Consider the following 22,886-nt stretch of genomic DNA (forward strand, 5'->3'; position numbering starts at 1 on the left):
CCAGCCGCCAAGGCCACTGCTGCTGCCAAACCTGCGGCCAAGCCAGCCGCCAAGGCCACTGCTGCTGCCAAACCTGCAGCCAAGCCGGCTGCCAAGGCCACTGCTGCTGCCAAACCGGCAGCCAAGCCAGCAGCCAAAGCCACCGCAGCCGCTAAACCTGCAGCCAAGCCAGCGGCAGCCAAAACGCCAGCCAAAGCCGCTGCTGCCAAGCCGGCCGCGAAACCAGCTGCCGCCAAGGCCCCAGCACGTACGGCCGCCAAACCCGCCGCCAAGCCAGCAGCTGCCAAGCCTGTTGCCAGCAAGCCAGCCGAAGCCAAACCGGCTACGCCAGCCGCCAGCACTCCGGCCGCCGCGACCAACTCGGCCACCCCGGCAGCTTCGGTAGCGCCATCGGCACCTGCCAGCACCCCGGCTCAGGCACCGTCTTCGGCGTCCTGAAGCGCTGCCGCCGCGACGCGCAACCGAATCAGCGCGTCGTGGTGGCGGGCCTGGGCCGGCGCCAGCCGGTCCAGCCAGTTTTCCATGGGCTCATGGGCGCCCACCGGCCACTGTCGCGAACGCTCCTGCAAGCGTTCCAGCAAGGCTTTCTCGGCCTGTAACTCCAACCCCTTCACCTGCTCACGCAACGCCGCCAGCTGCGCATCACTTTGCGCCGCTGCTCGCCACTGTTGGCGCAAGCTACGTAACGGGTTGACCACTTCGCGCTGCCAAGGCTCGGTAACCTCGCGCAATGCCTGCACGCGTTCGTCCCGCACGGCCACGCCACGCGCCTGCAGCCAGGTTGCGCACAGCAGCAGACAGACATCGCCACCCAGCGCCTGCAAGTCTAGGCAGGCGGCTTCTACGCCGGGCCTGGCGTACAGGGCCAGGGCGTGATTCCACAGGTCGGTGTGCATGGTTCCACTCGCGCTATGGGCCGAGGAAGCTGGTAGACTCCGCGACCATCATGATCAGACTATCCAACCTCACTTTACAGCGTGGTCCGCAGCGCTTGCTAGAAGGCGCCGAGATGACCCTGCACACCGGTCACAAGGCCGGCCTGATCGGCGCCAACGGCGCCGGAAAATCCAGCCTGTTCGCCTTGCTGCGCGGTGAGCTGTCGACTGATGCCGGCGATTGCCAGCTGCCCGGTGACTGGCGCATCGCCCACATGCGCCAGGAAGTCGATACCCTCGACCGCCTGGCCGTGGACTATGTGCTCGACGGCGACGTGCGCCTGCGCAAGGTCCAGGCCGAACTGGCCGCGGCCGAGCAGGCCCACGACGGTACTGCCCTGGCGCGCCTGCACATTGAGCTGGATAGCGCCGACGGCTATACCGCCGACGCCCGCGCACGCAAGTTGCTGGCCGGCCTTGGTTTCACCAACGAACAGATGGACCGCCGCGTCGGCGACTTCTCCGGTGGCTGGCGGATGCGCCTGAACCTGGCCCAGGCCCTGATGTGCCCGTCCGACCTGCTGCTGCTCGACGAGCCCACCAACCACCTGGACCTGGACGCTATTCTGTGGCTGGAGGACTGGCTCAAGGGCTACCCCGGCACGTTGTTGCTGATCTCCCACGACCGCGACTTCCTCGATGCCGTGGTCGACCATGTGCTGCACGTCGAGCAGCGCAAGCTGAACCTGTACAAAGGCGGCTACACCGCCTTCGAGCGCACCCGGGCCGAGCGCCTGGCGCAACAGCAGCAGGCCTACGAGAAACAGCAGGCCCAGCGTGCGCACATGGAAAAGTACATTGCCCGCTTCAAGGCCCAGGCCACCAAGGCCCGCCAGGCACAGAGCCGGATCAAGGCCCTGGAGCGCATGGAGGAGCTGTCGGCGGCGCATGTCGATTCGCCGTTCGACTTCGTTTTCCGCGAGTCGCAAAAAATCTCCAGCCCGCTGCTGAGCCTGTCCGAAGGCCGCCTGGGCTACGGTGACAAGGCGATCCTCGACAAGGTCAAGCTGCAGCTCACCCCCGGTGCGCGCATTGGCCTGCTCGGCCCCAACGGCGCTGGCAAGTCGACCCTGATCAAGAACCTCGCAGGCGAACTCGAGCCACTGTCGGGCCGCCTGGTGCGGGGTGAGAACCTCGCCGTGGGCTACTTCGCCCAGCACCAGCTGGATTCGCTGGACGACAAGGCCAGCCCGCTGCTGCACCTGCAACGCATTGCCCCCGCCGAGCGTGAGCAGACCCTGCGCGACTTCCTGGGTGGCTTCGACTTCCATGGCGATCGCGTCGACGAGCCGGTGGTGAACTTCTCCGGTGGTGAGAAGGCCCGCCTGGCGCTGGCCCTGATCGCCTGGGAGCGACCGAACCTGTTGCTGCTCGACGAACCGACCAACCACCTCGACCTGGAAATGCGCCTGGCGCTGACCATGGCCCTGCAGGAGTTTGCCGGTGCCGTGGTGGTGGTGTCGCACGACCGTCATCTGCTAAAGAGCACTACCGACGACTTCCTGTTGGTGGCTGACGGCAAGGTCGACATCTTCGATGGTGACCTGGACGACTACAGCCGCTGGCTGGTCGAGTACCGCCAGCGCAGCGCGCCGGCCAGTACCGCCCCGGTCAACCCGGACAAGACCGACAAGAAGGCCCAACGCCAGGCTGCCGCAGCCTTGCGCCAGCAACTGGCCCCGCACAAGAAGGCTGCTGACAAGCTGGAAGCCGAGCTCAACCAGGTGCACGCGCAACTGGCCGAGATCGAGACCGTGCTGGGCGATGGTGGCCTCTACGACGCGTCGCGCAAGGACGAGTTGCGTGACCTGCTGGCGCGCCAGAGCAAGCTGAAGCAGCGCGAAGGCGAACTGGAAGAGGCCTGGATGGAAGCGCTGGAAACCCTCGAAAGCATGCAGGCCGAGCTCGAGGCGCTGTCCTGATGGAGGAACTGCGTTCGCTGCTGCCAGGGCAATGGATGGACACCTTCTGGCTGGGCTTGCAGATCCTGTTGATCCTGGTAGCGGCCTTCGTCCTGCAGCGCATCGTTGCACGCGGGCTGAGCCGCCTGAGCCAGCGTTACCCGTTGCCGCCGGAACTGCTGGTGCCGGTGCGTGGCGGCCTGCGCTGGCTGATCATGGGCAGCGCGTTGCTGTTTGTGCTGGAGCGCCTGGGTGTGTCGGCGACTGTGCTGTGGACAGCACTGTCCGGCTTCGTCGCGGTGGCGGCAGTGGCCTTCTTCGCCATGTGGAGCGTGCTGTCCAACCTGCTGTGCGCGGTGCTGATCTTCACCGTCGGGCCGTTTCGTATTGGTGACGTGGTCGAACTGGTCGACACCCTGGACAAGCCGGGCGTCAAAGGCCGGGTGATTGCCATCAACCTGCTGTTCACCACCCTGATGGAAATGCCCGAGGCGGGCGGGGCGCTGGTGCAGGTGCCCAATAGCCAGTTCTTCCAGAAGTCGGTACGGCGCTGGCGCGGGGCTGAGGTGCAGGTTATGCACAAAGAGTCGCCTGTCGAGGCTGACTGAACCTGAACCGGCCTCTTCGCGGGTAAACCCGCTCCCACAGGAGTTCCGCAGCCCTTGGGGACAGCGCGATACCTGTGGGAGCGGGTTCACCCGCGAAGAGGCCAGCACAGGCAATACAAATCCTTCAGAAATCGCTGGTTATTTTTTCACCAACACCTTAGCTTAACGTTTTGCAACATATGTTCGAGCGAGGTGTGTGATGTCGATGGAAGTGTGGTTGGGCTTCTTTGCCGCCTGTTGGGTGATCAGCCTTTCACCCGGTGCCGGGGCGATTGCCTCGATGTCCAGCGGCCTGCAATACGGCTTCTGGCGTGGTTACTGGAACGCCCTGGGCCTGCAACTGGGCCTGATCGTGCAGATCGCCATCATCGCCGCCGGCGTCGGCGCCATCCTGGCCGCCTCGGCCACGGCCTTCCAGATCATCAAATGGTTCGGCGTCGCCTACCTTGTCTACCTGGCCTACAAACAATGGCGAGCCTTGCCGATGGACATGAGCGATGAGTCCGCCGTGCGCCCTATCGGTAAACCGCTGAGCCTGGTGTTCCGTGGCTTCCTGGTCAACGTCAGCAACCCCAAGGCACTGGTGTTCATGCTGGCGGTGCTGCCGCAGTTCATCAACCCGCATGAACCGCTGTTGCCGCAGTATGTGGCGATCACCGTGACGATGGTTACCGTGGATATGCTGGTGATGGCGGGGTACACCGGGTTGGCTGCGCGGGTGTTGCGCTTGCTGCGTACGCCCAAGCAGCAGAAGCGTTTGAACCGGACGTTTGCCGGGTTGTTCATTGGCGCGGCCACCTTCCTGGCGACCCTGCGCCGCGCGCCAGTCTGATAGGCCCGGGGGCTGCTTTGCAGCCCATCGCGACACAAGGCCGCTCCTACAGGGATCGCATGGCGGCCTTTGCTATTTCTGCTTGTCCACCAACCCCTTGAGCAAATCCACCGGCAGCGGAAAGACGATGGTCGAACTCTTGTCCCCGGCAATCGTCCCCAGCGTCTGCATGTAACGCAACTGCATCGCCCCCGGCTCCTTGCTCAGCATCTGCGCCGCCTGCATCAATTTCTCCGACGCCTGCAACTCACCCTCGGCATGGATCACCTTGGCCCGTCGTTCACGCTCGGCCTCGGCCTGGCGGGCAATGGCACGCACCATCGATTCGTTGAGGTCGACGTGCTTGATCTCGACGTTGGCCACCTTGATGCCCCAGGCATCGGTCTGTGCATCCAGCACCTGGCGAATGTCCGAGTTCAGCTGCTCGCGTTCGGCCAACAGTTCATCCAGTTCGTGCTTGCCGAGCACCGCGCGCAGCGTGGTCTGGGCCAGCTGGCTGGTCGCCACGAGGAAGTCCTCGACCTGGATGATCGCCTTCTGCGGGTCGAGCACGCGGAAGTAGACCACGGCGTTGACCTTGACCGAGACGTTGTCGCGGGTGATCACATCCTGCGGTGGTACATCCAGCACCACGGTGCGCAGGTCGACCCGCACCATTTGCTGGATCACCGGGATCAACAGGATCAGCCCCGGCCCCTTCACCTGCCAGAAGCGCCCCAGCTGGAACACCACGCCGCGCTCGTACTCGCGCAGGATGCGGAATGCCGACAGCAACAGCATCGCCAGCACGATCAGCACCGCGCCGAAGCCCAATTGCATGAACATGGTCATTCTCCTTGCGCCGCGGGCGCGGCGGCGCTCACTTCCAGCATGACGCCATGGCGCGCGGTCACCCGCACGTTCTGGCCCGCTTGCAGTGGCGTTCCACACTGCGCCTGCCATTGCTCGCCCTGGGCCAGCACGAAGCCACAGAACGGGTTGCCTGCCATCACCTGGGTGACGGTGACCAGGCTGCCGACCAGGCCGGCGTCACCGCCGACCTGCGCCCGTCGGCGGGCCTTGAGCGCCATGCCCAGCACGCCGCCGATCAGCAGCGCCGAGAGCACCGCTAAGGTGCCGATCAGGGCCAGCGGGATACCGAAACCAGGGGCATCGGTGTCGATCAGGATCAGCGCGCCGACCACGAAGGCGACGATGCCGCCAAAGCCGACCACGCCGAAACTGGGCAGGAAGGCTTCGGCGATCATGAAGGCGATGCCGAGCAAAATCAGCGCCACCCCGGCGAAGCTCACGGGCAGCAGTTGCAGGGCATACAGCGCCAGCAGCAGGCAGATGCCGCCGACCACGCCGCCTACCGTCGAGCCAGGGTTCATGAACTCGAACAGCAGGCCGTACACACCGATCATGATCAGGATCAGCGCCACGCTGGGGCTGGCCAGCGACAGTGAGCGTTTTGCCATCGAGCTTGCGCAGCAGGTCGGGCAGGTCATCGGCCATCAGGTCGATCACGTCGAGCCGCAAAGCCTCGCTGGCGGACAGGCTGACCGCCTCGCGCACGGCCTTCTCCGCCCAGTCGGCATTGCGCCCGCGCAGCTGCGCCAGGCCACGAATGTAGGCCGCCGCATCGTTTACCTGCTTGCGCGCGAGGGTTTCGTCATCGCTGCCTTTGGCCTTGTCGTCCTTGGGCGTGCCTGGCGGGGCGCCTATCTGCACGGGGGTTGCGGCGCCCAGGTTGGTACCGGGCGCCATGGCTGCGACATGGCTGGCATAGAGGATATAAGTGCCGGCGCTGGCGGCGCGGGCACCACTGGGGGCGACGAAGGTTGCGACCGGCACGGGGCTGGCGAGAATCGCCTTGATCATCTGGCGCATGGCGCTGTCGAGCCCGCCCGGGGTGTCCATGCGAATAACCACCAGTTGCGCACCCTGCGCCTTGGCCTGGTCGAGGCTGCGCACCAGGTAGTCGGCGCTGGCCGGGCCGATGGCGTCATCGATGCCCAGCACCCAGACTGCACCGGGCGCTGCCAAGCCGCCTGGCGTGATACCAAGCAGCAACAGCAGCAACAGCCAGCGCCAGCAGCGGGTGATCACCTGTCGTCACCTCGTTTGCCTCTATTGCACAAGTTTAGCCCTGCCTGCTGGTACCCGGCCTAAAATTGGAAATTGGGGGGCGAAACCGGAGGTGCATCATGCGTATGGCAAAGACCCTGCAGGATCGCCTGGACAAGGCCAACTGCGATTACGACATCATTCCCCATCCACACTCGGCCACCAGCCTGGAGTCGGCCCGTACGGCCGGCGTGCCCGCCGAGCGGGTCGCCAAGTCGGTGATGCTCGACGACCGTCATGGCAACTACATCATGGCCGTGCTACCTGCCAACCGGCATCTGGACATGACCAAGGTGCGCATGTCCGGGGCCTGGCAACTGACCCGTGAAAGCGGCCTGCCGAGCCTGTTCGGCGACTGCGAGCGCGGTGCCGTACCGGCGCTTGGCGATGCCTACCAGATAAAGATGCTGCTTGATTCGAGTCTTACCCGCCAAGGCGATGTCTATCTGGAGGCGGGTGATCACGATCACCTGATCCACATGAGCATGGAGCAATATCTGAAGTTGGTGCCGCGCGCCGAAGTGCGTGAGCTCAGCTGATGCTCTCAACCCATGCCGGGCCGGCATCGTCGACGACCGGTCTGGCGACGAGGAGGAACCATGGATAAGCCGATTCATCCTTTGTCCGAGATTTTCAAACAGCTGGGGCTGTCTGACGATCCGGTCGATATCGACCGTTTCATCACCACCCATTCGCCGCTCGACGACGATATAAAGCTGGTTGACGCGCCTTTCTGGAGCGATTCACAGCGCGATTTCCTGAAAGAGAAGTACATCGCTGATGACGACTGGATTCCGATGATCGACCAACTGAACGAGGCGCTGCATCCAAGCAAAAAATAAAGCGCCGAGTGGTGCCTGACGAGTGATTGGCCGTTGCTATGCTCAGGAAAACAACAAGGGGATAGCGCGATGAAAGATCCCTACGCACCAGGCTTCTGGTGCTCCGTGACGATCCTGGGCACGTTGACGGCCAGTTATTTCTACGGCGTACGGCAAACGCAACAGATGAACCAGGCGGTGCATTTCCTGTATGCCGCTGCCGCTGTCACTGTGGCGGTTGCACTGGTGGCGCTGGCCTGGATCGCCTGGCAGCAACTGCACCTGAACAAGCGTGAGGTGGTGCAGGGGCGAACGTTGCTGACCATCTGGAACACCAAGGTCGCGCTACGCCGCGTCGAGACGGTGTTCGACCGCTACTTCTGGGGCAGCTACTGGCATTCGGGGCGCACCTTCGAAGAGGTCATGGGCGAGCTCAAGGGCACGCCGCTGGAGCAGAGCCTGGATGCCCTGAAACGCCAGTGCCGCTTGCTCGACCGCGAAATTCATGACCACCATCACCACTGGCTGGCCAATGCCCGCGACCTGTCCAGCGTGGCCCAGGCCATGGCCCGTGAACGCTACCAGCTGGATGTGGGAGAGCCGACCCGCAGCGGCCATGGCAACACCGCCGTGCTCAACCGGGACCTGGAAGTGCTGGTTTACACCTGGTCGGCGCGCCTGCGCAGCTTCGACCATCAGCTGGACGAACTGGAGCGCGCCTACCATTGAGGCGCTTCATTCACCGCGGATGTATTGCTCCAGTTTGAGGATCAGGTTTGCCTGTTCGGCGATGGTTTCCTTGACCAGGTCACCGATCGACAGCAGGCCGAGCAGCTCGCCATTGCTGACCACCGGCAGGTGGCGCAGGTGGCGGTTGGTCATCAGGTTCATGCAGTACTCGAGGTTCTGCTTCGGTTCCACGGTGACCACCGGCGCACTCATGATCTCGCGCACGGGGGTAGCGGCGGACGAGCGGCCCTTGAGCACCAGTTTGCGCGCATAGTCCCGTTCACTGACGATACCCACTACCTGGTTGGCCTCGACCACCGGTAGCGCACCGACGTTTTTCTCCGCCAGCAGCTTCAGGGCGTCGAGTACCGAGTCATCCGGGCCGATGGTGTATACGGTCTGGTGCTGGGACTTGGTCTTGAGGATTTGTTCGACGGTCTTCATACGGGCCTCTGCGGGTGAAAAAAGCGATGTTTCGGAGTAAATAAAGCATCCGGCACGGCGCTCTGCACGGCAATGCAGGAAACGGCATCGAGTCGATTGAAAAACGTCATGAGCGGTCGCCTGTACCGGCCTCTTCGCGGGCATGCCCGCTCCCACAGGTTGCGTAATTCCTGTGGGAGCGGGCGTGCCCGCGAAGAGGCCGGTAGAGTTGGCTCAGAGCTTCGGCATCTGCCCGATCCGCGCCACCATCTCGCTCACCACCTGCAAGTCCAGCATGAACTGCTCAACGGTCTTGAACTCGTTGTCGTTGTGCCCGGTGTACTTCACATCCGGCATGGCCAGGCCGAACTGCACGCCGTTAGGCAAGTCGTGTACCGAGGTGGCGCCCGCCGAGGTACCGAACTCGTGCTTCATGCCCAGGTTCTCGGTGGCTACATCAAGCAAGGCTTTGACCCATTCGCCCTCGGGGTTGCGGTACATCGGCTCGTCCAGGCTGTAGTCGAAGGCCACCGAGGTATGGCTCTGCCGGGTCCATTTGCCCAGCTTGTCAGCCAGTTCGTCCTTGATCGTGGCAATTGGCTTGCCTTTCGGAATGCGCAGGTTCACCGCCAGTTTCAGGCCTTTTTCATCCACCCCGACAAAGGTCAGCGAGGCGGTCAGCGGGCCCATGAACGAATCCTTGAAGGCCACGCCGAGCTTGTTGCCCAGGTAGTCCAGGCCCCAGTTGTCAGTGGCGTAGCGGGCGGCATCGGTGAAGTGGTTGTGCTTGAGCGGCACATCCTTGCCCAGGCCGTTGATGAAACCAAGCATGCGCGCCACCGGGTTGACCCCGGACTCCGGCTCCGAAGAGTGAGCGGACACGCCGGTCACCGTGAGCAACACCTGCTTGCCATCGGCCTTGGCAGCGATGCTGAAGTCGCCGCCATTGCGCTTCACGTAATCGGCGCCGGCTTTTTCCAGCTGGCTGGCCAGCTTCGCCGGGTTGTCGGTGACCAGGGTCGCGACCGAGGTTGTCGGGATCTGGTTGGTGGCCAGGCCGCCGGTCAGGTTGACGATCTCGGCACCCTTGCCACTGGCCTGGCGCTTGCTGAAGCTGGCCATGATCGTGCCGTAGCCTTTCTCGGCGATGACCACAGGGTAGCCGCCATCGAGTGCCAGGTTGTAGTCGGGCGTGGGGTTGCGCTCGAAGTAGTAGGGGATGGCATCACCGCTGGTTTCTTCAGTGGTGTCGATCAGCAGCTTGAACTGGCGAGCCAGCGGCAGGTTCTCGTCCTTGGCCACTTTCAGCGCGTACATCGCCACGACAATGCCGTTCTTGTCGTCTTCGGTGCCACGGCCGTACATGCGGTCGCCGATCAGGGTGACCTTGAACGGGTCCAGGCGCGTGCCATCGGCCAGCTTCCAGTTGTCCGGGTTGACCGGCACCACGTCGGCGTGGGCATGGATGCCGACCACTACCTTGCCACTGCCCAGCGAAATCTCGTACACCCGGTTGTCGATGTTGCGGAAAGCCAGGCCGAAGCTGTCGGCCAAGGCCTTGATCTTATCGGCGATCCTGAGGAACTCGGGGTTCTCGTGCTGCGGCGTGCCCTCGACGTTGAAGGTGGGGATGGCCACCAGTTCACGCAGGGTTTCGCTGGCAGCCTTGCCGTACTTGATGCGGGTGTACAGGCCGAGCAGGCGGTTGATCTCGTTCTGCTGCTCGGCGGCCAATGGCTTGCCGGCCAGGTAGGCATCGAGGGTTGCCGCGAGGTTGTCGGCCTTGGCCAGGTCGCTGCCTTTGAGCTTGCCGAGGAACTGCTTGAAGTCGCTTGGGTCGCTGCCGTCGAAGGCTTTGACGATGGCCGCGGACTGTTGCTGGGTAAGGTTGGCCTGGGCCGGCAGGGTGAACAGGCCGATGCTGGCCAGCAGCAGGGTGGTGGCGGTAAGTTTTTTCAGGTGCATGGTTGTGCGCATTCCTTCGCCAATCATTGTTGTGGGTTACCCGTCGGGAAACGGGAAGACGCCCACGCTAACACCAATGACCCATGGCACGGGAGTGCCAGAAACGCGACGTGTCGCACAAACGAAAAAGCCCCGGGCGGGTTGCCGGGGCCTTTTCAGTGCTTCGAGCGGTGATTACAGCCCGTTGGGCAGGAACCTCGTGGCACCGCTGACATCGTCGATCTTCTTGATACGGAAGGCCTTGATACAGGTTTCGTTACGGGTGTTGCTGTCCGGGCAGTATTGCTGGACGAAGTCATTGAAGGCCATGTCCTGGCCGTTCACGCTCAGGACGCGCTTGAAGTACTCGCCCTGGATGCCCTGCGCCTGGCGCGAGGCGGTCATTTCCTGGTCGACGACCAGGCGGCCGTGCAAGTCGACGGTGGGGAACTTGGCTTCTTCCTGCAGGCAGCCGCTCAGCAACAGGCCGGCCGTGGCCAGCATGATCAGACGTAGCATGATGTTGTCTCTGCAACGGGCGGCCCCGGCCGGCGGGCCGGGACTGCACCTGGATGGTTACTCGCCGAACAGACTACCGGCGCGTTTCACTTCTGCCTTGCCGGAATCCTCGAGCAGCGACTTGGCGCCCGAGGTGACGTTGCGTGCGGAATCGGCATTGGACTGGATCACGTCGGTGCGTGCGGCGCTGTCGCGCAGCTCGGCATCGATGTAGTCATTGGCACGGGCGACCTTTGCCTTTTTCGCTTGCAGGGCCAGGCGACGCTCTTCCAGCTCCAGCGCCCGCAGGTCGTCCTCGTAGGCTTCCTCGCGGGTCTGCACGCGCTTGCGCTCGGCTGCTTGCGCCTGCTGTTTCTCGGCGGCACGTTGCGCGGAAGCGCGCTGGGACGCTGCGCGCTGCTGGCGGGCAGCGGCTTCGCGAGCTTCGGCGCGCTGCTCGGCGGCGGCGGCCTGGCGCAGGCGTTCGGTTTCCAGTGCGGCTTCGGATTGCTTGGTCTGCTGTTCGATCTGGTAAAGCTGATCGAACTGGCCCGCCGCGGCAGTGGCGGCAGACAGTGCGAGGGCGGTGCCCAGAACAAAGTGTTTCATGTGCTCAGGCCTCAGCTCTTTTTCGGATCTGGGCAGGTCGCATTTGGCTGGATGCGGGTTTCGTTGGAGATGGTCATGACCATCAGGGAGATGCCACCCACTTCGAAATCGCACGGGCGGCCAACCTGGGCGGAGGTGTAGATCTTGCCGTTTTCCGAGTAGCCGATCAGCACGCCAGGCACCAGCGAGGTATCGCTGACCAGCGAACCGGCCAGGGCTCCGGCGCCACCGCCTGCCACGCCGCCGATGATCGCGGTGTCCTTGTTGTGGCCCGCACCCAGCGCCGCGCCACCCAGTGCGCCCAGTACACCGCCAACCACCATCGCGGCCTTCTGGTTCTTCTCGTTGCTGACCTTGATCTTGGTCGGCGAGACCGTGATGATTTTCACGGTCTTGGCCTCTTGCTGGGTGTTTACCTGGCTGGCATCGAACACATCGGATTGGTATTGCTCACCGGTCGCCTGGCAACCCACGAGTGTGGCGGCGATGGTCAAGGCCAGACAGTGTTTCAGCATTTTCATTCCTGAGTCCCTGGAGGGTATGGTTAACCTTGCGACGATCCATCTGAAGGATGAGGCATAATGCCACTATTCTAAGCAGATGGATCCAACCAGGTAAAGCCATCAGGACTAAAGCCGGCTTTGGTAAGCGCCAAACGAAATAACGCGAGCAGCCCGGTGCTGACTTGCAGAAACGACAAAGCCCGCGCAAGGCGGGCTTTGTGGGGGGATATGGCGCACTCGGCGGGATTCGAACCCACGACCCCTGCCTTCGGAGGGCAGTACTCTATCCAGCTGAGCTACGAGTGCAACGCGCACGCATGATACCCATCTGATCCGGTGGCGTCCATCGCCTTGATCTGTAGCTGTTTTTCCTACGGCTGCCAGCAGCCCCTGGCTTTCACGCCCTCCAGGGCATCGTAGGTGGCACCCGGTTGCTGCCTTGCCAGGTGCCGCACGCAGTCCAATCACGGCTCCTCTACCTCGGAGCTTTGTGAAGATGATTCAGGACGACCCTTTTGCACGCAGCCTGGCGTGGCTCACCGATGCGCGTATCGTGATGGAAAAGGCACGGCATTACCGGGCAGCCTTCCCTGACCTGGAGGCCATGGCCTACAGGCAGGCAAGCGACTACCTGTTGCAGCACACCGGCTCGGCGCTGGACCCCGATCAAGTCTGGTGGCACAGCTTCAATACCCGTGACAAGCGTCCGGCCGCCACCTTCAGCGGTTGGTCGCACCGCTATCCCCCCGTGCATTCCATGCGTTTCACCGATTTGTGGATCCAGCGTTTCAGCCAGTACTTCCAGTACCAGGAAACTGCCTGGGCCGACGGTGGCTTCTACGATCAGGGCGACGACGCCAGTGAGTACGGTGCGCACAACGAGGTGAAGCTTGACCCGCGCAAGGTCATGGATGACTTCTGGGCGCTCAACTTCGCAGCGCAGGTGCGCGCAAAAAATGACGACTTCTGGCGCAAGGAGGGCCTGGACCTGCCGCTGTTGATCAAGGTCCGCTTTATCGCCGACATCGAAGTCAGCCTGGGTGATGGCCTGATCGAGGTCGATGATCGTACTCGGCTGTGGAGCTGGATGGGGCTTGAACCGGGGCGGCGGGTGAGCCTGTTTGCGTTGTCCGAGCCGGGTGGCGGTAGTGGGTTCGATGTACAGGCCTATCAGATGGAAGGGGCCGGGCACTTGCTGACCTTCAAGGGCAAGCAGGGACGTGTGCTGTTGTACACCCCGACTGCCACGTCCCCGCTGCGCCAGTTCAAGACTGAGCACGCCCTGCATGCCTGGGTGACCGAGCGCCTGCTGGCGGATGATGCCCAAGCCTGGTATGACACGCTGCACAAACCGCACGGACACACCGACCCGGCCGAGCGCAAGGCCCGGTTGCAAGCGGTGCGCGCGCGCTGCGGTGTGCCTGGTGCACCGCGCTGGCCCTTTGGCCAGGGCGTGCCAGTCAGCCAGCCGCTGTTTGCCGAGATGCGGGACTGGATCAGGGAAGACCTGGAGGCCAGCTTTCGTCTGCTGGTCAGCAACGGCGACCTGCGTCGCCAGCACTGGCGTGACGAGCTGAACCTGGCGATTGTCGTGCTGGGCGCCTTTGCTCTCATCAGCGAGCCGGTCGGTATGTTGTTGTTCACCGCCGGTGTCGTCGGGCTTGGGCTGGATATCGAAGCCTATGTGAATGCCCGGAGCGAGGCACAACGGCATGAGGCCTTCGCTGCGGCCATCGGTGACCTGCTGGTAATGGTTTTTTCGGCGTTCGGCGAAGCGCAGCCGAATGCGGCCCCGCGCCAGTGGGACAGCTACCTCGACGTGGACGCGACATCCAGCGACCTGCTTTCACGAGCGGTGCGCCAGCGGCACAAGGCCTTGCTGAACAAGGCCGATCTGCCGTCGTTCAAGGGGCACATGGCGCCCATGGATGAATTCGGTACGCCGCATGTCGAGCGCGAGGGCGTTCGCCATTACAGCTTCAGGCAGGAAGGCGAGGTTCACAACAACCTGATCGAGCAGTACAGCGGCCACATGGCCAAGGTCAACGATGTGTTCAGTATTGGCAGAAGGCGCCTGGCCGCGATACCTGAGGAGGAGCTGCGGGCGTTCCTCGGCCATTTGTTCGACTCGATGGCACAACTGCCAGCCAGTGAAGCGAAGGTGCTATGGCGCGGCGGTCGGGGCCCGCGCGTGACAATTGGGGCCCGTTGGCGGGCTGGCGATATCAAGGCGGGGGACGTGCTGGTCAGCACCGATATCACCTCCTTCACCGAGAGCCCGTACATCCCGCGCCGGTTCATGCTGCCCAAGGAAGCGGTCGATTTGCCGCTGGCGCAGGTGGCGGGCCATTTCGATGACACCACGGTGTTGTACGAACTGTTGGCGGATGGCCGGGCAAGCGGGGTGCCAGTCGCGCCATTGTCGCTGAACTGGCAGGAAGCCGAAGTGCTGTTCACGCCCGGCCGCTATTTCCGGATTGAGTCGGCAGGCGAGGTCAGGGGGGAGCATTATCGCTTCCTGCGTATTCGCCTGCGCGAAGTGCCGCGGCCGGCCGGCACGCCGGTTTACGCCATGCGCACCGGCTTGCTGTTCGATCGCCAGGCCTATCGGCAGCTGGTTCAGCACGACGCTGTGGTCGAGCGCTTTTTCCCGGCGGTGGACTGGGCCTAGAGGGCGATCAGTTCTGGCCGCAGCCCTTCCACCCGGCGTGCCGGGGGCACGTAGCCTCCGTCGCCGGTGATCTGGTGCAGCACCTTCTCGCGCAGGCCATGCAGGGCTGCGCCGGTGCGCAAGCGTGGGTGTGGCAGGTCTATCTCCACTACCGACTTGATCCGCCCCGGGCGCGGCTCCAGAACCACCACCCGGTCGGCCAGGTAGGTGGCCTCCTCGGCGTCATGGGTGACCAGCAGCGTGGTAATGCCGGCTCGTTCGCGAATGGCCAGCAGCTCGTCCTGCAGTTGCTGGCGGGTCAGCGCATCCAGCGCGCCGAACGGTTCGTCGAGCAGCAGGATACGCGGGCTGGCTACCAGGCCTCGGGCGATCGCCACGCGCTGGGCCATGCCGCCGGACAGCTGGTGTGGATAGGCCGACTCGAAGCCGACCAGCCCCACCAGTTGCACGAACTCGTGTACCCGCCGCGCGCGCTCACCCTGGGTGAGTGGTTCGTTGACCAGGCCCAGGGCAATGTTCTGTTCCACGCTCAGCCAGGGGAACAGCCGGTGTTCCTGAAACACGATGCCGCGTTCGCTACCAATGCCGCTGACAGTGTGGCCGTCCACACGGATATTGCCGCTGTAGTCGGTATCCAGCCCTACCAGCAGGCGCAGCAGGGTGGATTTGCCACAGCCGGAAGCACCAACGATGGCGATGAATTCACCCTGGTTGATCGACAGGTTGAAGTTGCGGATGGCTTCCAGCGGCTGGCCATCGACGCTGAACACTTTGCCGACCCCCTCGAAGCTGACCAGGGGCGGGGTGACGTCGGGCTGGTTGGCCGCGTGCAGGTGCGAGGTGTTGAAGGCGTTCATGCGGTTCTCCAGCGCGTGGCGCGCGATTCGAGGCGTTGTCCAAGGGTGCCGAGCAGGGCGCCGACCAGGCCGATCAGCAGCATGGCGGCCATTACCTGGTCCATGCGGAACAGTTGCTGGGCGCCGATCATCAGGCTGGCGATGCCACCGTCCGAGGGCATGAAGTATTCGGCACCGATGGTGCCCAGCCAGGCGTAGATCAGCGACAGGCGCAGGCCGGCAAAAATGGCCGGGGCTGCGCCGGGCAGCACCAGCAGGCGCAGGCGTTGCCACAGGTTCAGGCGCAGGGTGCGCGCGGCTTCACCCAGCTGCGGCGAGAGGCTGGCGATACCGCGCTGGGTGGCGATCAGCAACGGGAAGAACGCAGCCATGCCGACGAATACCTGCTTGGCCCCTTCACCCAGGCCGAACCAGGCTGTGAGCAGCGGCACCCAGGCAAACAGCGCCACCTGACGCAAGGCCGACAGGCTGGGCCCGAAGATACGTTCGGCATTGGCCGAAAGCCCCAACAGCAAACCGACCAGCAGGCCAGCGCTACCGCCCAGCAGCAAGCCGGCCAAAGCGCGCTGCAGGCTCAGCAGCAAGGCTTGCGGCAGCGAACCATCGGCCAGGCCGGTCAGCAGGGTGTGCAACACTTCAAGTGGCGAGGTCAGGATGTTGCTGTCGACCCAGCCAAAGCTGCTGCTGGCCTGCCACAGGGCCAACAGTGCCAGTGGCAGCAGCAGGCTTTGCCAACCCCGCGGCACGGGGCCACGGTGCTGCTCCCCTGTGGCCGCTTGCGGCCAGTACAGCAGGCGCTTTTCCAGGGCCGAGAAGCCGCGCTCCAGCAGTGCGCCGACCAGGCCGATCACCAGGATGCACAGCAGCACCAGGTCGAGCATGAACAGCTGCCGTCCCCACACCATCAGGTAGCCAATCCCTTCGCTGGAGGCCAGCAGTTCGACCGCCAGCAGCGAGGTCCAGCCGGTGGCCAGGGCCAGGCGTACGCCGGTGAGGAAGGCGGGCAGGGCAGCCGGTAGCAGCAGGCGCAGGAACAGTAGATGGCGAGGCAGGCGCAGCACCGCAGCGGCCTCTCGCAGCTTGGGCTGGGCATCGCGTACACCGACCAGCGTGTGCAAGGTAACGGGGACCACCACGGCTTTCACCAGCACCACCAGCTTGAGCAACTCGCCGATCCCGAAGAACAGCATGAACAACGGGATCCAGGCCAGGGTAGGTATCTGCGCCAGCGCCACAAAGGTTGGCAGCACCAGCGTCTGCGCCCGCCGCGAAGCACCCAGCCAGACCCCCAGCAGCAACCCGCTGCCGATGCCGACCGCCAGCCCCCAGAACAACCGCTGCAAGCTTATCCACAGGTGCCCCCACAGCTCGCCGGAGCCAAACTCCACTGCGCTCTGCCACACCAATGCTGGCGCTGGCAGGATCTGCTCGCTCATCCAGTGCTCCCGGCTGGCCACTACCCACAGCAGTGCAACCAGCACAGGCAAGACCCAGGGCAACAAGCGGGCGCGATCCTTGTGGGAGCGGCCTTGCGTCGCGAAAGGGTCGCGCAGCGACCCCCGGAACAATCCCCGACCTCTGCTCAGAATTCCATTCATCGGCCATCTCTCGAAGCGTTGTTAGATTATTCATTTATGGAATTAAAAATTCTAAAAAATGACTTTCAAGAGATAACAGCATGCGCTTCATGCATACGGAAGCCCCTCGCCGTTGCGTTTTCCTCATATTTTCCATGCGTTTTCCGCAAGCCAGCCGCAGGCCCGCATGCCGCCTGATTTATGCCTTTCAGTTACTGAAGAATGAAGTTTTGATCTTTGTAGGTTCTAACCAGACCTGCCTAGCTTCTGGCCAAAGCGCCGGCCATCGCCGGTGGCAGCCTGCCAAGGAGCCTTGCCATGAAAACCCCGCTGCGCCACCTGATCACCGCCCTTGGGCTGGCCTTCACCCTCAGCGCCCACGCAGCTGAGCCGGCCAAGCCAGCAAGCATCCGCATCGCCGTGCCCGACCTCAGCGCGGGCAGCAAGCCCAGCGCCGGTGGCGTGGTCGACGTGCTGCGTGACCAGCAACTGCTGGAGAAGGAATTCGCCAAGGACGGCATTCGCATCGACTGGCACTTCTTCAAGGGCGCCGGGCCGGTGGTGAACGAAGCGTTGGCCAACGGCCAGGCCGATTTCGCCTACCTCGGCGACCTGGCCGCCATCGTCGGCAAGGCCAATGGCCTGGATACCCGCGTGCTGTCGGCGGGGGTACGTGGGGTGAAGAGCTACCTGGGCGTGGTGCCCGGTTCCGGCATCAAGACCCTGCACGACCTCAAAGGCAAGCGCGTGGCGGTGTTCCGCGGCACCGCCAACCAGCTGTCGTTCGCCAGCGCCCTGGCCAGCCAGGGGCTTAGCGAGCGCGAACTGAAGGTGATCAACCTGGACTTCAACGCCGCCAATGCCGCGCTGGCCGCCAAGCAGATCGACGCCACCTGGGGCCTGTCCAACCTGCTGTCGCTGCGCGAGCGCGGGCTGGTCGAGCTACCGGTCAACTCGCGTGACCTGGAAGGCGCCGGCAGTACCCAGGCGGTACTGCTGGGCACTGGCGATTTCATCCGCAAATACCCCGAGCTGGTGCAGCGCCTGGTCAATGCCCAGCAACAGGCCAGCGCCTGGCTGCGCGACGAACACAACCGCGAGGCCTATGTCGAGCTGGTGGCCAGCAATGCCAACTGGCCGCGCAGCATCCTCAACGACGACCTGGCCAAGGAAGACCTGGCCCATTACTTCGATCCACGGCTGGATGCCGAATTCGTCGGCCAGCTGCAACAGGGCGTGGACCTGGCCGCCAAGGAGCGCCTGATCCGCCGTGGCTTCCAGGTGGCCGACTGGATCGAACCACGCTTCCTCGATGCCGCCCTGCAACAGAAGCAGGCCGTACAGGCCGCCCGCTGAACCCCGATAACCCGACAATGACCGCAAGGACACGACCATGAGCAACGCCGCCCTGGCCACCGCGCCACAAACCCTCGAACTCGACATCCACCCGGTTGCCGGCCGCATCGGTGCCGAAATTCGCGGGGTGCAATTGTCCGCCGACCTTGATGCCGCCACCCTCGACGCCATCCAGGCCGCGCTGGTGAAGCACAAGGTGATCTTCTTCCGTGGCCAGACCCACCTGGATGACCAAAGCCAGGAAGCCTTCGCCAAGTTGCTCGGCGAGCCGGTCGCCCACCCCACCGTGCCGGTGGTGGATGGCACCAGCTACCTGTTGCAGCTCGATGGTGCCGAAGGCCAGCGGGCCAACTCCTGGCACACCGACGTGACCTTCGTCGACGCCTACCCCAAGGCCTCGATCCTGCGCAGCGTGGTGGCGCCGGCATCCGGTGGTGACACCGTGTGGGCCAACACCGCCACGGCCTACCAGGAGCTGCCCGAGCCGCTGCGCGAGCTGGCCGACAAGCTATGGGCGGTGCACAGCAACGAATACGACTACGCCAGCGTGAAGCCCGATGTGGACCCGGCCAAGCTGGAGCGCTATCGCAAAGTGTTCACCTCCACGGTGTACGAGACCGAGCACCCGGTGGTGCGCGTGCACCCGATCAGTGGTGAGCGGGTGCTGCAGCTGGGGCATTTCGTGAAGCGCATCAAAGGTTATTCGCTGGCGGATTCGCAGCACCTGTTCGCGGTGCTGCAAGGGCATGTGACGCGCCTGGAGAACACCGTTCGCTGGCGCTGGCAGGCGGGGGACGTGGCCATCTGGGATAACCGCGCGACGCAGCATTATGCGGTGGATGATTACGGGACCCAGCCGCGGGTGGTGCGGCGGGTGACCCTTGCGGGTGAGGTGCCGGTCGGGGTGGATGGGCAGTTGAGCCGCACCACGCGTAAAGGCTGATATCGCCGGGGCCGCTTTGCGGCCCTTTCGCGACACAAGGCCGCTCCTACAGGCGATCGCATACCCTTGTAGGAGCGGCCTTGTGTCGCGAAACGGGGGCAAAGCCCCCGCCAGCTACAACTCGGTATCACAGGCAATCAACTGCCTGACCAGCCCCTGAGCCAACGGCGATAGCCCATACCCCACCCGGCTCACCACCCCATAACGGGTATAGAACGCTTCTTCCTGCTCCACCGTCAGGTCGGCCAGCTGCAATGCCACCAATCCCCCGTCACGCTGATACGGCCGCAAGTTGGCATTGCAGGCAATGCCGATGGTGTCCGAATGCATCACCACATTCAGCAGTGCATAGCCATGCTCGCACTCCACCGTCGGCAGAAAATCCTGCCGCCCGCTGAGGTCGCTGAGGATCTTGCGGATGTTCGGCGGGCGGAAGGTGGTAGCCAGTGGGTAGTCGAACAGGTCGCGCGCCCGCACGCTCTCGCGCTCGGTCAACGGGTGCCCGACGCGGCAGCAGAAATGCCAGCGCTGCGGCGTCAGCTTGTGCACCTGGTAGTCCGGGTCGGACTCGAACTGGCGGGTGTCAGCGACGAAGAACTCGATCTCCTCGGCAACCAGCTTGCGGTTCAGCGCCTGCCAGTTATCCACCTGGAAGCAGGTACGCGCCGCGGGGTATTCGGCGACGAAGCGTGCCACCGCCCGCGGTACCAAACCCCCTGCCGGCGCCGGGCCGGAGCCGAAACGTACCACGCCGGTAGTGGCACCGTTGAACTGATGGATCTCGTTGACCAGGTTGTGCGCCCCATGCACCAGCCGCCGCGAATGCTCCAGCACCAGCAGGCCCTGGCGAGTCGGCGCCAGCTCCTTGCTGGCGCGGTCCACCAGGCGGCAGCCGATGTTGTGCTCGAGGGTCTGGATGCTGCGGCTGAACGCTGATTGCGACAGGTTCACCGCAGCCGCCGCAGCAACGAAGCTGCGGTGCTCGACAAGGGCAATGTAGTGGCGCAGCTGACGGAGATCGATATGCATTTTTTACATTGAAACTTTCGGTCGAATGCAATTGCTGACAAGGGTTAGCCCCCTTATAAAGGGAGTCACTTATTCCACAAAATATGAATTACAAATATTTATATCACATAAAAGAATATAAGCCCGACTGACCGCGATTCGGTTCCGCCAACGGAAATGCTCGCCAGGGCCCATGCCTCAAGGAGCATTTGCATGTCCGGAGTTTCCCGTTGGCCTGCGCGCGCGTCGCGTTTCACCTTGCAACCCTTGGCTGCCGGCGTGCTGCTGGCGGCGTCCTCTGCCAGCTTCGCCGAAGAACCGATCACTGCCACCCCGGCGGTGGAGCAGGAAGCCAAGCTCGGCACCGTCACGGTCAATGCCCGCCGCCGCGAAGAAACCGCGCAAAGCGTGCCCACGCCGATCAGCGTGCTCGACAGCGAAACCCTGGAAAGCCAACGCATCTACCGCGTGCAGGACCTGCAGCAACTGGTACCCAGCACCAACGTCGCCTACGTTCATGCCCGCCAGTCGAGCATTTCGATCCGTGGCCTGGGCAACAACCCCGCCAGCGATGGCCTGGAAGGCAGCGTCGGCATCTACCTGGACAACGTCTACCTCGGCCGCCCCGGCATGGCGGTGTTCGACCTGCTGGACGTGGAGCAGTTGGAGGTGCTGCGCGGCCCGCAAGGTACGCTGTTCGGCAAGAACACCACCGCCGGTGTGCTCAACATCACCACGCGCAAGCCCACCTTCCACCGCGAGGGCAGCATCCAGCAGTCGATTGGTGAAGACGGCTACCTGCAAACCCAAGGCAGCTTCTCGGGGCCGATCAGCGACACACTGGCCGGGCGCATCAGCGCCTATCGCACCGAAGACGACGGCTATGTGAAGAACATCCACAACGGCGACGACCTCAACGGCGGCAAGCGCCAAGGTTTTCGTACCCAGCTGCTGTTCAAACCGAGCGAAACCTTCAACCTGCGCTGGATCGGCGAATACAACGAAGAAGACTCCGACAACGGCATCCTCAGCCTGTACAGCACCGGCCCTACCATCAATGGCGTCAACCGCTATGAAAGCCTGGCCGCCCAGGCCGGCGCGACGTTGGTGTCGGGCAAGCACCGCAAGGTCAACTTCGACGCCGACCAGCAGGTGACGGTGTTCCAGGGCGGCACCTCGGTGGAGGCCAACTGGACCCTGCCCAACGACTTCACCCTGACCTCGATCACCGCCTACCGCTGGTGGGACTTCACTCCGCGCAACGACGACGGCCTCAACGTGCCGGTGTTCTACAGCGCCGGGGTATCGGTGCGCGACAAGCAGTACTCGCAGGAAATCCGCCTGGCTTCGCCCACCGGTGGTGCCTTCGACTACGTGCTGGGCGCGTACTACTTCAAGCAGGACCTGGACAACAAATCCTTCACTTTCTACGGGCCGCAGGCGGACATCTGGAACCTCACCCCGGCCGGCGCCCTGGCCAACGTCGACACCATTGGTAATGGGCACATCGACACGGACAGCTACGCGCTGTTCGCCCAGGGCACCTGGCACATCACCGACCGCCTGGACTTCACCGCCGGCGTTCGCGGCACCTATGAAGAAAAGAGCGCCTGGGTGACCCGCGATGCACCAACCGGCGGTGCGGCAGTAACCGGGGCCGCCGCAGCAGCACGCCAGGGCCGGGTAGGCGCCTACGATTCAGGCGACCTCAACCAGTACAGCTTCAGCCCCTCTGGCCTGCTGGGCCTGAGCTACCGCTTCAACGAGCAATTGCTGGGCTACGCCACCCTGACCCACGGCGAGAATTCTGGCGGCATCAACCTTACCGTTGGCGCTGCGCCACGGCTGGGCACCGATTCGCTGCTGGTCGGCACCGAGCGGGTCAACAACGCCGAACTCGGCTTGAAAAGCTCGCTGTTCGACGACCGCCTGCAGCTCAATACCAACCTGTTCTGGGCCGAAGTGCATGGCTACCAGGCCAACGTCTACGACCAGATCAACCGCGTGCAGTACCTGGCCAACGCCGGCCGCGTGCGCTCGCGTGGCCTGGAGTTCGAAGCCACGGCGCTGCCGCTGCGCGGCCTCACGGTCAACTTCAACGGCTCGTGGAACGACGTGCGCTACACCGAGTACAAGGACGCCCCATGCCCGCCGGAGGTGAGCCTGGCCAATGCCACCGCCACCTGCGATTTGTCCGGCCACCAGGTGGTCGGCGCCTCCAAGTACATCGCCAACCTCAACACCCAGTACAAGTGGCAGGCCAGCGAGCACATCGAACCCTACGTCACCGCCAGCTACGCCTTCCGCTCCAAGGCAGTAGGCACCATCGACGATTCCGATTTCGGCCAGATCCCCAGCTACGCGCTGGTCAACCTTTCCGCCGGTGTGCGCCTGGACCAGGGCGACGGCGTGGTCGACCTGTCGCTGTGGGTGAAGAACGCCGGTGACAAGACCTACTTCACCAGCCTGTGGAACTCCGCCAACGGTGGCTATGCCGGCGTGCTCGGTACCCCGCGCACTCTCGGCGCCACCGCCCGTTATGATTTCTGAGCACAAGGAGCT

21 protein-coding genes, 1 tRNA gene and 1 pseudogene are annotated in these 22,886 nt (G+C 63.8%); 11 read left to right on the top strand and 12 right to left on the bottom strand.

The window, feature by feature from the left end; all coding sequences use genetic code 11:
• A partial coding sequence (locus ACGLHT_RS06280; protein WP_394518806.1) for a hypothetical protein occupies positions 1-438 on the top strand: 438 nt, incomplete at its 5' end.
• Here ACGLHT_RS06280 and ACGLHT_RS06285 read toward each other — a convergent pair.
• Positions 414-896 carry a TIGR02444 family protein gene (locus ACGLHT_RS06285; RefSeq protein ID WP_137162750.1) on the bottom strand — a complete coding sequence of 161 codons (483 nt, stop codon included), beginning with the start codon at positions 894-896 and terminating at the stop codon, positions 414-416. The two genes, ACGLHT_RS06280 and ACGLHT_RS06285, sit on opposite strands and share 25 nt — an antisense overlap.
• Positions 897-946: 50 nt before the next feature.
• On the opposite strand from ACGLHT_RS06285, the gene ACGLHT_RS06290 reads away from it, so the two are divergent.
• The 3 genes from ACGLHT_RS06290 to ACGLHT_RS06300 all read left to right on the top strand — a co-directional run bounded on the left by ACGLHT_RS06290 (position 947) and on the right by ACGLHT_RS06300 (position 4,276).
• Positions 947-2,857, top strand: a complete 1,911-nt coding sequence (locus tag ACGLHT_RS06290) for an ATP-binding cassette domain-containing protein (RefSeq protein WP_274120028.1) — start codon at positions 947-949, stop codon at positions 2,855-2,857.
• A complete protein-coding gene (locus ACGLHT_RS06295) occupies positions 2,857-3,444 on the top strand; it encodes a mechanosensitive ion channel family protein (RefSeq protein WP_075044289.1) in 588 nt (195 codons plus the stop codon). Before ACGLHT_RS06290 ends, ACGLHT_RS06295 begins: the two co-directional genes overlap by 1 nt.
• Positions 3,445-3,643: 199 nt before the next feature.
• Complete coding sequence (locus ACGLHT_RS06300; protein ID WP_046616418.1) at positions 3,644-4,276, top strand: LysE family transporter; 633 nt, start codon at positions 3,644-3,646, stop codon at positions 4,274-4,276.
• 72 nt (positions 4,277-4,348) lie between these two features.
• On the opposite strand, the gene ACGLHT_RS06305 is transcribed toward ACGLHT_RS06300, so the two are convergent.
• Both ACGLHT_RS06305 and ACGLHT_RS06310 read right to left on the bottom strand, forming a co-directional pair.
• Positions 4,349-5,101, bottom strand: coding sequence for a slipin family protein (locus tag ACGLHT_RS06305; RefSeq protein WP_025337287.1), 753 nt, complete (start codon positions 5,099-5,101; stop codon positions 4,349-4,351).
• 2 nt (positions 5,102-5,103) lie between these two features.
• A pseudogene (locus ACGLHT_RS06310) lies at positions 5,104-6,367 on the bottom strand (nodulation protein NfeD).
• Positions 6,368-6,465: 98 nt separating this feature from the next.
• Here ACGLHT_RS06310 and ACGLHT_RS06315 point away from each other — a divergent pair.
• From ACGLHT_RS06315 to ACGLHT_RS06325, 3 genes are all read left to right on the top strand, one after another.
• Positions 6,466-6,924, top strand: a complete 459-nt coding sequence (locus tag ACGLHT_RS06315; protein ID WP_003260230.1) for an aminoacyl-tRNA deacylase — start codon at positions 6,466-6,468, stop codon at positions 6,922-6,924.
• A gap of 60 nt (positions 6,925-6,984) precedes the next feature.
• Positions 6,985-7,227, top strand: a complete 243-nt coding sequence (locus tag ACGLHT_RS06320) for a DUF2789 domain-containing protein (RefSeq protein ID WP_274120029.1) — start codon at positions 6,985-6,987, stop codon at positions 7,225-7,227.
• A gap of 69 nt (positions 7,228-7,296) precedes the next feature.
• Positions 7,297-7,935 carry an NADH:ubiquinone oxidoreductase subunit N gene (locus tag ACGLHT_RS06325; protein ID WP_137162753.1) on the top strand — a complete coding sequence of 213 codons (639 nt, stop codon included), beginning with the start codon at positions 7,297-7,299 and terminating at the stop codon, positions 7,933-7,935.
• Positions 7,936-7,941: 6 nt separating this feature from the next.
• Here ACGLHT_RS06325 and ACGLHT_RS06330 read toward each other — a convergent pair whose 3' ends face one another.
• From ACGLHT_RS06330 to ACGLHT_RS06355, 6 genes are all read right to left on the bottom strand, one after another.
• Positions 7,942-8,379, bottom strand: coding sequence for a CBS domain-containing protein (locus tag ACGLHT_RS06330; protein ID WP_025337291.1), 438 nt, complete (start codon positions 8,377-8,379; stop codon positions 7,942-7,944).
• 213 nt (positions 8,380-8,592) lie between these two features.
• Positions 8,593-10,323, bottom strand: coding sequence for a dipeptidase (locus tag ACGLHT_RS06335; protein WP_274120030.1), 1,731 nt, complete (start codon positions 10,321-10,323; stop codon positions 8,593-8,595).
• Between the two features lie 174 nt (positions 10,324-10,497).
• Positions 10,498-10,821, bottom strand: a complete 324-nt coding sequence (locus ACGLHT_RS06340) for a hypothetical protein (RefSeq protein WP_015268559.1) — start codon at positions 10,819-10,821, stop codon at positions 10,498-10,500.
• Positions 10,822-10,878: 57 nt separating this feature from the next.
• Positions 10,879-11,409 (bottom strand): DUF5384 family protein, encoded by a 531-nt coding sequence (locus ACGLHT_RS06345; protein ID WP_137162755.1) that lies wholly within the window; start codon positions 11,407-11,409, stop codon positions 10,879-10,881.
• 11 nt (positions 11,410-11,420) lie between these two features.
• On the bottom strand, positions 11,421-11,924 hold the full coding sequence (locus ACGLHT_RS06350) for a hypothetical protein (RefSeq protein WP_087501888.1): 504 nt from the start codon (positions 11,922-11,924) through the stop codon (positions 11,421-11,423).
• Positions 11,925-12,141: 217 nt separating this feature from the next.
• A tRNA-Arg gene (locus ACGLHT_RS06355) sits at positions 12,142-12,218 on the bottom strand.
• Between the two features lie 190 nt (positions 12,219-12,408).
• Here ACGLHT_RS06355 and ACGLHT_RS06360 point away from each other — a divergent pair.
• Positions 12,409-14,583, top strand: a complete 2,175-nt coding sequence (locus ACGLHT_RS06360; protein WP_137162756.1) for a dermonecrotic toxin domain-containing protein — start codon at positions 12,409-12,411, stop codon at positions 14,581-14,583.
• Here ACGLHT_RS06360 and ACGLHT_RS06365 read toward each other — a convergent pair.
• Both ACGLHT_RS06365 and ACGLHT_RS06370 read right to left on the bottom strand, forming a co-directional pair.
• Positions 14,580-15,440, bottom strand: coding sequence for an ABC transporter ATP-binding protein (locus ACGLHT_RS06365; RefSeq protein WP_137162757.1), 861 nt, complete (start codon positions 15,438-15,440; stop codon positions 14,580-14,582). The genes ACGLHT_RS06360 and ACGLHT_RS06365 overlap by 4 nt on opposite strands.
• Positions 15,437-17,038 carry an ABC transporter permease gene (locus ACGLHT_RS06370; protein WP_274120031.1) on the bottom strand — a complete coding sequence of 534 codons (1,602 nt, stop codon included), beginning with the start codon at positions 17,036-17,038 and terminating at the stop codon, positions 15,437-15,439. Before ACGLHT_RS06370 ends, ACGLHT_RS06365 begins: the two co-directional genes overlap by 4 nt.
• 297 nt (positions 17,039-17,335) lie before the next feature.
• Here ACGLHT_RS06370 and ACGLHT_RS06375 point away from each other — a divergent pair, with 297 nt between their 5' ends.
• Entirely contained in the window at positions 17,336-18,373 is a 1,038-nt protein-coding gene (locus ACGLHT_RS06375) for an ABC transporter substrate-binding protein (protein ID WP_274120032.1), read from the top strand.
• Positions 18,374-18,410: 37 nt separating this feature from the next.
• Complete coding sequence (locus ACGLHT_RS06380) at positions 18,411-19,316, top strand: TauD/TfdA family dioxygenase (protein WP_025337303.1); 906 nt, start codon at positions 18,411-18,413, stop codon at positions 19,314-19,316.
• 114 nt (positions 19,317-19,430) lie between these two features.
• Here the strand turns inward: ACGLHT_RS06380 and ACGLHT_RS06385 are convergent, their stop codons facing one another.
• Entirely contained in the window at positions 19,431-20,345 is a 915-nt protein-coding gene (locus tag ACGLHT_RS06385) for a LysR family transcriptional regulator (RefSeq protein ID WP_075044302.1), read from the bottom strand.
• Positions 20,346-20,537: 192 nt separating this feature from the next.
• On the opposite strand from ACGLHT_RS06385, the gene ACGLHT_RS06390 reads away from it, so the two are divergent.
• Positions 20,538-22,874, top strand: a complete 2,337-nt coding sequence (locus ACGLHT_RS06390; protein WP_274120033.1) for a TonB-dependent receptor — start codon at positions 20,538-20,540, stop codon at positions 22,872-22,874.
• Positions 22,875-22,886 lie beyond the last annotated feature (12 nt).

This window comes from Pseudomonas sp. PsB, assembly GCF_043658375.1.
Taxonomy (GTDB): domain Bacteria; phylum Pseudomonadota; class Gammaproteobacteria; order Pseudomonadales; family Pseudomonadaceae; genus Aquipseudomonas; species Aquipseudomonas putida_Z.